This is a genomic window from Paenibacillus sp. A3 (assembly GCF_001399685.1).
Taxonomy (GTDB): domain Bacteria; phylum Bacillota; class Bacilli; order Paenibacillales; family NBRC-103111; genus Paenibacillus_G.
On record NZ_JTHN01000104.1, the window covers coordinates 1 to 8,139 of the forward strand.

Genomic DNA, 8,139 nt, shown 5'->3' on the forward strand with positions numbered 1-8,139 from the left:
GACCGGCGCAGTTAATTAGGTAATGCGTACGATAGGTTCCGTTATTACATTCGACCTCGATCCCTTCGCTTCCTTCCCGGATGCGCTGCGCCTCGGTATTCAAGAGGACGTCGCCGCCCCGCTGCCGGATGACGTCCGCGAACGCCACGGCTACTTTTTTATAATCGACGATCCCTGCTGCGTTGACACGGATCGCCCGCAGACCGGCAGCGTGAGGCTCGATGGCGCGAAGCTGCTCACCGTCGATCAGCTCCAGCTCCAGCTTGTGCTGCAGGCCGCGTGCGTACAAGTTTTCGAGCAGCGGCAGTTCCTCCTGCTCCGTGGCTACAATCACTTTCCCGCACATTTCGTAAGCGATCCCGTGTTGGTCGCAAAAGCGGCGAAGCGCATCCCCGCCTTCCTTGGAAAAACGCGCCTTCAGGCTGCCGGGCTTGTAATAAATGCCGGAGTGAATGACGCCGCTGTTATGTCCGGTTTGATGAAAGGCGAGCCGGTCCTCCTTTTCCATGACGAGAATTTTCGCCTGCGGATAACGGCGGGTGAGCGCATATCCTGTCGAAAGTCCGACAATGCCGCCGCCAATCACAATGTAGTCATACATATTTTACCTCTCCTCTCGACTCGTTCATTCCGATGTCCTCATAAGTTGTTATACAAAATTAGATTGAAAATTAGCTATAGACAAAATGAAAACGCTTTTGTATGATGTGATTGTGAAATTTGTCATACACATATCGCTATCATACGCGATGGTTTGTCGAAAATGCAAGTGCTTTGTGGATAATTTGTATAACAACTTATGCGTGGTCTGATGGTTTTGTTCAACAACGAAGAAGGTGGGGGGATGTTATGAAAAAGTTTGGAATCGCGTATCAAATCTTCGCTGGGCTGGTGGCGGGAATTATCGTCGGCATCATTTTTTACAAAAACCCCGGGGTGGAGACGTATTTGAAGCCGCTAGGCGACATTTTTCTCCGGCTGATCAAAATGATCGTCGTCCCGATCGTCATCTCCAGCATTGTCGTCGGCGTCGCGGGGATGGGGAATGCCAAACGGCTCGGAACGCTCGGCTTTCGCACGATACTATATTTTGAAATCGTCACGACGCTGGCGATCGTGGTCGGCTTGTTTTTCGCGAACTTTTTCCACCCCGGCGCCGGTGTCAACATGCAGGAGCTGTCGAAAGGGGATATCTCCAGATACGTCGAGACGACGAATCAAGTCGGGGCCAAAGGGCATTTCGATATGCTGATCAACATCGTCCCGACCAATATCGTCGACTCCATGGCGAAGGGCGATTTGCTGGCGATCATCTTTTTCTCGGTTATTTTCGGGCTGGGTCTGGCGGCGCTCGGGGAAAGAGGCGCATCGCTGGTCGCCACGTTCAAGATGGTGTCCGAAACGATGTTCAATGTCGTCGGGTATGTGATGAAAGCGGCTCCATTCGGGGTGTTCGGGCTGATCGGGGTAACGGTGTCGAAATTCGGCGTGCAATCTCTGCTTCCATTGGGCAAATTGATTCTCGTGACCTACGGCGCGATGGCTTTCTTTGTCGTCATTTGCTTCGGGGCGGTGGCGAAGCTGGTGAACATCAAGCTTTTCGCCTTGCTCAGCCTGCTGAAGGACGAGCTGATCCTGACCTTTTCGACAGCCAGCTCGGAAACCGTGCTGCCCAAGCTGATGGAGAAGATGGAAAAATACGGATGTCCCAAACCGATCGTTTCCTTCGTCATTCCGCTCGGCTATACCTTCAATCTGGACGGGTCCACCTTGTATCAGGCGCTTGCTTCCATCTTTATCGCCCAGCTTTACGGCATTCACATGTCGCTTGGCGAGCAAATCTCGCTGCTGCTTGTGCTAATGGTCACTTCGAAAGGCATCGCGGGTGTCGCCGGCTTATCGTTCGTCGTGCTGCTGGCGACGCTGAAATCAGTCGGGCTTCCGCTGGAAGGGCTGGCGTTCATTGCGGGCATCGATTTCCTGCTCAATATGGGCAGAGCCACCGTCAACGTGATCGGCAATGCGCTGGCTACGATTGTGGTTTCGAAATGGGAGAAGCAGTTTAGCCCGCAAATGAGCGCCAAGCTGCTCCGGCAAAAGAGCGCGTAACGGCTGTCATATAAAAAAGAGAATTGACCGCTGGGCTGCCTTGATCTTGTTGAGAAAGTGGTCAATTGAGATAATAGAGGTTACGAGGGGGGTATCCACTTCCGTTTGCATCTCTATTTTTGTCAAAACCACTTTCTCGACAAGCTTGCCTGTCGGTCAATTCTCTTTTGGCATTACTCTATCTGTCCGCGTCATTTCACGCCGCTGCGGGCTCTTCGGGTTCGTCCGCTTTTTTGCGGAACGCTAGGATAATGATCAGACATGGTATCAGGCAGAACAAGCCGCACAGGAAGAAGGCGCCGTTGGCCCCGTAATGATCGGCCGCAAAGCCAGCGAACAAGTTGCCGACCGGCGTCGAGCCCGCAAAGACGAGCGAATACACGCTCATGACCCGGGCCCGGTACTCGTCCTTGGAATGAATTTGCAGGGACGAGTTGCAGTTGGTCGCGAACAGGATGTTGCAGAAGCCCTGCAGCGCCAGCAGCAGGCCGAACGTGTACACGGAGCCGGTCATCCCGTTCAATAGCAAGAAGACCGAGATGAGAATGCAGCAAGTGATGATCAAGGACAGCCGGGGGCCTTTTTTGCTGCGGAACGACATCGTCAGCGCCCCGATCAGCGATCCGACGCCGAGGCAGGACATCATCAGTCCGTACGTTTTCTCCTGCATATGCAGCACGTCTTTCGTGAAGACGGGAATGAGCACGCTGAAGTTATAAGCCATCGTCCCGACGACCGTAACGAGCAGCAGCGTGCGCGCCAGCAACCGGTCCTTGGAGATGTAGACGATGCCGTCCTTGATTTCTTTCATCAGCCCGATGTCTTTCTTCTTCTCGCGGACGTAAGGCGTTGTCCGGATTTGCAGCAGCCCGTAGATGACGGCCACGAAGCTGAGTCCGTTCAGCAGAAAGCACCACCCGGCCCCGAGGTAAGCCATCATGCCGGCTCCGATCGCCGGTCCCACGATGCGGGCCAGGTTGAAGGTCGTCGAATTGAGCGCGATCGCGTTCATTAAGTCTTCTTTGCCGACGATCTCGATATTGAACGCCTGCCGCGTCGGCATGTCGAACGTGTTCGTCAGCCCGAGCAGGAAGGCGAGGACCAGAATGTAGCCGTACTTGACGGTGCCCGTAAAAACAAGAGCGGACAGGATCAAGGCCAGCAGCATCGACACCGTCTGGGTCACGATCAGAATGTTCCGTTTCGGAAACTTGTCGATGAGCGCTCCCGCAAATAGCGAAAAGCAGGTAATGGGCAAAAATTGGATCGTCCCTACCAGCCCGAGCAGCAGGGGCGAGCCCGTCAGCGTCAGCACGAGCCAGGATTGGCCGATGTTTTGCATCCAGGTGCCGATCAGGGAAACGCATTGTCCAAACCAAAAGTAACGGTAGTTTTTATGGGTCAGGGCGTGAAAGTTGTTATTGACGACCCTCATCCCCGCATGCCTCAGATTCACAAGCGTTCACCTGCCTCCAAATATAAGTTCGCCGCTTAAGCTTTCGGCGTCTTGTCGTTTTCCTCGATAAACCGGGCCGCATTGCCGCCCATCTTCTCCAGCAGCTCCAGGGCGAGCCGCTGCTCCTCCTCCGTCAAGCCGTCAGACAGGATATGCCTCCAGTCGGTGAGCACCCCGCGCACCTCGTCCTTGATCCGCCAAGCCTTTTCCGTCAAGAAGACGCGGTAAGAACGCTTGTCCTCTTCCCGCACCTGCCGCAGCACATAGCCTTGCGCCTCGAGTTTTTTCAGCGCTTTGGCCGTCGTTCCTTTATCGATTTTCAAATAGCCCGACAGCTCCTCTTGACTGAGGCCGTCTTCTTTATACAGCGCGTTCAGAAAAATATGCTGGCCTTTGCCGATGCCGTGCGCTTTGAGCCGCTCGCCGATGTACATTTGTCCGTAACGGTACAGGAGCGATACCCACCTTGTAATCGTATTTCGCTGATCAATCATTCGGCTTCCTCCCGCTCTCAAAATAGTTGCACATGCCACTAATTACAGTATAGGGATAACTTGCCGCGGTGACAAACCGGACATTGGCCGAATTTTACCCTTTTCAGCGAACAGGTCCCGAATTATCGAACAATTTAGCCGTTTCCCTTAGGGCCGTCCGGTTGGGTGAAATAGTTACAGCCATGGAAAAAAGGCGTGCGAAATCCGCATCCGGGCCGACGCAGCTTGGCAATTTCGTTTTCGGGCCGCTCGGCAAGCTGCTGGAGTGACCGGGAGCAGACATGGCCGCGCGCCGGAATGAAAAGGGATATATTTATATTAATTAACAAAAAAACTAAAAAAGTAATATTTTATTCAAAAAGCAATTTACAACCATGTCCTCATGGTGTATATTATGTTTCAAGAACTCCTCAATCGAAAATGTTAATTAAGAGAATCTACTCTGTGCAGACGGATCTACAAGAATTCCCCTCGTCGCTTTTTTTTAAATCATTAATGGAAGCGATTACATATTCGTTCGCAACGACGCGTCGAACTTTTTTGGATTATACCAAGGAGGGGAATCTATGAAGCTGCTGATCGGAGCAAGCGCCTCTTCGGCTATCATCGAATTGCCGTACTATATACGGATTTTTCAGGACAAACTGCAAGCCGAAGTAAGGGTCGTCGTTTCGGACAATGTTTCCAACTTCATCAACCCGCAATTCTTGGGCGCACATATCGAAGGGAAAGTCTATCAAAAAATGCTCGACCCTGCGTATGACGTCGCCGTGCCTCATTCTTTCCTTGCCTCTTGGGCGGACATGTTCATCGTGCTGCCCTGCACCGCCAACACGTTAGCCAAAGCTGCCAACGGAATAACGGATAACCTGCTCACCATGCTCATCCTTTGTTTTCCAAGACCCGTCTTGTTTTTCCCTACGATGAATATGAACATGTACAACACGGCGGTCGTACAAGCCAATGTGCAAAAGCTGCTCGATTTAGGCCACCGCGTCGCCATTCCAGACGGGAATGTAACCGTTACCGCAACGGGAGAAAAAATGTCGGGAGGCCATCCCCCTAATCCGTATACCTGCGCGAAATACATAAACAACATGTATGAGCTCTATTGCATGACCACATGATGATCCATCTTTTTCTTCATGAAAGGAGGTGATATCATATGAAAATGGAAAATGCTGTAGTTTTTCATGGCGTAGACGTATTGGACGAAGCTGTGGATTTGGCGGAATTGTCTTCGATTATTGATGACAAAGAAAGCGATGCGAATGACAACTGTAACGGTTGCTAATTAACGGTCGCTAGGTAACGATAGAGCTGGAGACATTCGTTTCCAGCTCTTCTAACTCTTAAATAGGGCGGTGAATGAAATGGAGCCATTTACAGTACTGCCACAACGCAAAAGTCCAACCAAAAGTACTCGTTATCGCGCCTCTCGTTACAACATTAAAGCGGTGGAGCCCGATGGAAGCATGTACATCACGAATACGATGTCAGGCGCATTTATGCATATCTCGGCCGAGCAGGTTCCCTATGTCGATCAACTGCTCAAGCTTGGTGCGGATGAACCGTTGGAGGGGGGGGCCGCCGTCCTCAAGAAGCAAGGCTTTATCGTCCGCGAGGATATCAACGAGTTTTTTCGCGCCCGCATGCTGCACGAAATGATCGGAAGAAGCGAGCAGAAGCTCAGACTCATCTTTTTGACGACCGAACAGTGCAACTTCCGCTGCAAATACTGTTATGAAAAATTTGAAAAAGGCAAGCTGCAGCCGGAGGTCATTCAAGGAGTCAAAAACTTCCTTCAGCACAAGGTCCGTTTTCTTAACCATTTGCAAATGAGCTGGTTTGGAGGCGAACCCCTCCTTGCGCTTGACGCTATAGAAGAAATATCGCAGCACGTGATTCCCCTGTGTGACGAGTACGGGGTTAACTACCGGTCCAACATGACCACGAATGCATACCTGTTAACGAAAAAAAATATCGAGCGGCTGTTTGCCTGTCGTGTATTTACTTTCCAAATTACGCTGGACGGCGATGCCGAGCAGCATAACGCCAACCGGTACTTGCGGAACGGCGCCCCCACGTTTGAAACGATTTTTCAAAACCTGCTGCACCTCAAGGAACGCCCCGAACCGTTCCGCTGTAAGATCCGCATTAACTTTGACCAGACGAACGTGCATCAGATTCCGAGCTTTATCCGAAAGCTCCGTGCGCATTTCGGAGAGGATCCGCGGTTCCGCATCGATTATTTCCCCATCGGCAAATGGGGGGGAGAGAACGACGAGAATCTGGAAGTGCTATCGCTTAAGGAATCGGTTAAGCATCAGTTGGATTTGTGCACGATGGGTTTGGAAGAAGGGCTTAACAATGACTTGGAAGACATTTTGAAGCCGGGTGGCTACGTTTGCTATGCGGCCAAATCCAACTCCTTTGTGATTGGTTCCGACGGCATCGTATACAAATGCACCGTGGCCTTGTACAACGAAAACAATCAAATCGGGCGCATCACGTCGGACGGACAAATGCAGCTCGACGCTGATAAGCACGCGCTGTGGATTATGAACGACGAATCGGAGGATTCGGGCTGTAAATCGTGCTTCCTGCGTCCCTCCTGTCAAGGCGCGTCCTGTCCGCTCGTGCGGATCGAGAAGGGGGTGGCTCCCTGTCCCCCGTTAAAGTCCAAAATTAAAGACGTCATCCGCATCGTCGGCAAGGAAAAACGCAAAATGGCGGTACAAAGGCAGGCCACTTCCGCAAACGCGTAGCATGCATGAGAAAGGGAAGCCGCCCATGCTCAACAAAAATTTCCTGACCTTTGTCGCGTGCGGAATGGTGAGCAGCATCGGAGATTTGATATACTTTTTTATATTTTCCTGGTATATCGCGTCGGCCACTCAATCCGTTCAATATATGGGGACGATTATGCTGGTCAGCGGGATCACCCAATTTGCCGCCAGCATATTTTGCGGGGCCTGGGTCGACGTATGGGGAGCCAAAAAAATCATCGCCGTCTCCAATGCGATACGCGCGCTCCTCATGATTGGACTGATGCTTGTGAGCATGGCCCAGGCCCCGTCCTTGTATGTGCTTCTGCTGATCGCCATCGTATTTGCCATTACGGATGCGAGCTTTTATCCTGCGGTAGAGACGATCAAGCCTCAGCTTGTGTCCGAGGACCACTTAAGCCGAATGAACGGCGTGTGGTACACCCTTGCCCGCATCTTGTCCCTGATTGCCCCCTCCATAAGCGCACTATGCATGAATCTGCTCGGCATTCAAGCTTCCTTTCTTTGTATGGCCGGATGCTATACGGCATCGGCACTGCTTCTTCTCTTCGTTCGTATTCAAAAGGTACAAACCGAACCTAAACCGGAATCCGGCAAATGGAAGCATTATACGCAAAGCCTGACGGAGGGCTGGATCTTTATTCGGAACAGTCGAATGATGATGACGCTCCTATGGCTTATTTTTTGTGTAAATATCGGGGCGAACAGCAACGGCTTATTGCTCCCGTTTTTAATGAAAAGCATGAACTGGGATGCGCAGCATATGTCGTATATTTATACTTGGCAGGCCGCCGCCGGGATCGTCTGCGGCAGTTTATTGTCGGTGAAAAGCGTGAAGCAGCCGTCCTTTCTTTATGTGCTGCTCGGATTTTTGGGCCAGGGATTGGCAATTTTAACGGTCTGCTTTTCTTCGACCCTTGTATTTTTGTGTCTAAACTTCGCGTGGCTGAGCGTATGTACGGCGTTGGTCAACATTTTTATCCGCACGATGATGCAAAAAGAAGTGCCCAGCCGCTATATGGCACGGGTCGGCAGTCTATTTGCGGCGATTAGCATGACTTCTACGCCGTTATCCCGCTTTTTTACCGGTTTTCTGAGCGACCGCCTCGGGGTCAGACAGATGTACTTTTGGGCAGGTGCATTTGAGGTTATCGTGGTCGCTGTGTTTTTCTTGCTCTATAAGCAAATTACCGCGCAGTCCGGCGTGAAATCGCAAACGGAGGTTAGCGGGTAAGGCCGGAAGGTCGAATAGAGTGTTGGAAGCCCTAGATGAGAAAAACTCAGACAAATA

Annotated in this window: 8 protein-coding genes; 5 read left to right on the forward strand and 3 right to left on the reverse strand. The window is 51.5% G+C overall.

All coding sequences use genetic code 11. The features are described from left to right. On the reverse strand, nucleotides 1–601 hold a 601-nt coding region (locus QJ48_RS16505), incomplete at its 3' end, for an FAD-dependent oxidoreductase (protein WP_157261652.1). Nucleotides 602–849: 248 nt separating this feature from the next. On the opposite strand from QJ48_RS16505, the gene QJ48_RS16510 reads away from it, so the two are divergent. Next, the gene (locus QJ48_RS16510; protein ID WP_054974654.1) at nucleotides 850–2,109 is read left to right on the forward strand and encodes a cation:dicarboxylate symporter family transporter; all 1,260 of its coding nucleotides are present in this window, start codon (nucleotides 850–852) and stop codon (nucleotides 2,107–2,109) included. Between the two features lie 196 nt (nucleotides 2,110–2,305). Here the strand turns inward: QJ48_RS16510 and QJ48_RS16515 are convergent, their stop codons facing one another. Both QJ48_RS16515 and QJ48_RS16520 read right to left on the reverse strand, forming a co-directional pair. Beyond that, nucleotides 2,306–3,565 carry an MFS transporter gene (locus tag QJ48_RS16515; protein WP_237762937.1) on the reverse strand — a complete coding sequence of 420 codons (1,260 nt, stop codon included), beginning with the start codon at nucleotides 3,563–3,565 and terminating at the stop codon, nucleotides 2,306–2,308. Nucleotides 3,566–3,600: 35 nt separating this feature from the next. Beyond that, entirely contained in the window at nucleotides 3,601–4,059 is a 459-nt protein-coding gene (locus QJ48_RS16520) for a MarR family winged helix-turn-helix transcriptional regulator (protein ID WP_063858102.1), read from the reverse strand. Between the two features lie 566 nt (nucleotides 4,060–4,625). Here QJ48_RS16520 and QJ48_RS16525 point away from each other — a divergent pair. From QJ48_RS16525 to QJ48_RS16535, 4 genes are all read left to right on the forward strand, one after another. Continuing rightward, a complete protein-coding gene (locus QJ48_RS16525; RefSeq protein WP_054974656.1) occupies nucleotides 4,626–5,186 on the forward strand; it encodes a flavoprotein in 561 nt (186 codons plus the stop codon). Between the two features lie 38 nt (nucleotides 5,187–5,224). Next, complete coding sequence (locus tag QJ48_RS39185; protein ID WP_272948128.1) at nucleotides 5,225–5,353, forward strand: hypothetical protein; 129 nt, start codon at nucleotides 5,225–5,227, stop codon at nucleotides 5,351–5,353. Nucleotides 5,354–5,534: 181 nt separating this feature from the next. Beyond that, nucleotides 5,535–6,827: a radical SAM/SPASM domain-containing protein gene (locus QJ48_RS16530; RefSeq protein ID WP_054974657.1), complete on the forward strand. Its 1,293-nt coding sequence runs from the start codon at nucleotides 5,535–5,537 to the stop codon at nucleotides 6,825–6,827. A gap of 25 nt (nucleotides 6,828–6,852) precedes the next feature. Further along, nucleotides 6,853–8,082, forward strand: a complete 1,230-nt coding sequence (locus QJ48_RS16535; protein ID WP_162238505.1) for an MFS transporter — start codon at nucleotides 6,853–6,855, stop codon at nucleotides 8,080–8,082. Nucleotides 8,083–8,139 lie beyond the last annotated feature (57 nt).

Bases quoted from the DNA above. Each gene is read 5' to 3' on its own strand.
- QJ48_RS16510 (WP_054974654.1), top strand. From the start codon at position 850: ATGAAAAAGTTTGGAATCGCGTATCAAATCTTCGCTGGGCTGGTGGCG.
- QJ48_RS16530 (WP_054974657.1), top strand. From the start codon at position 5,535: ATGTACATCACGAATACGATGTCAGGCGCATTTATGCATATCTCGGCC.
- QJ48_RS16525 (WP_054974656.1), top strand. From the start codon at position 4,626: ATGAAGCTGCTGATCGGAGCAAGCGCCTCTTCGGCTATCATCGAATTG.
- QJ48_RS39185 (WP_272948128.1), top strand. From the start codon at position 5,225: ATGAAAATGGAAAATGCTGTAGTTTTTCATGGCGTAGACGTATTGGAC.
- QJ48_RS16520 (WP_063858102.1), bottom strand. From the start codon at position 4,059: ATGATTGATCAGCGAAATACGATTACAAGGTGGGTATCGCTCCTGTAC.
- QJ48_RS16535 (WP_162238505.1), top strand. From the start codon at position 6,853: ATGCTCAACAAAAATTTCCTGACCTTTGTCGCGTGCGGAATGGTGAGC.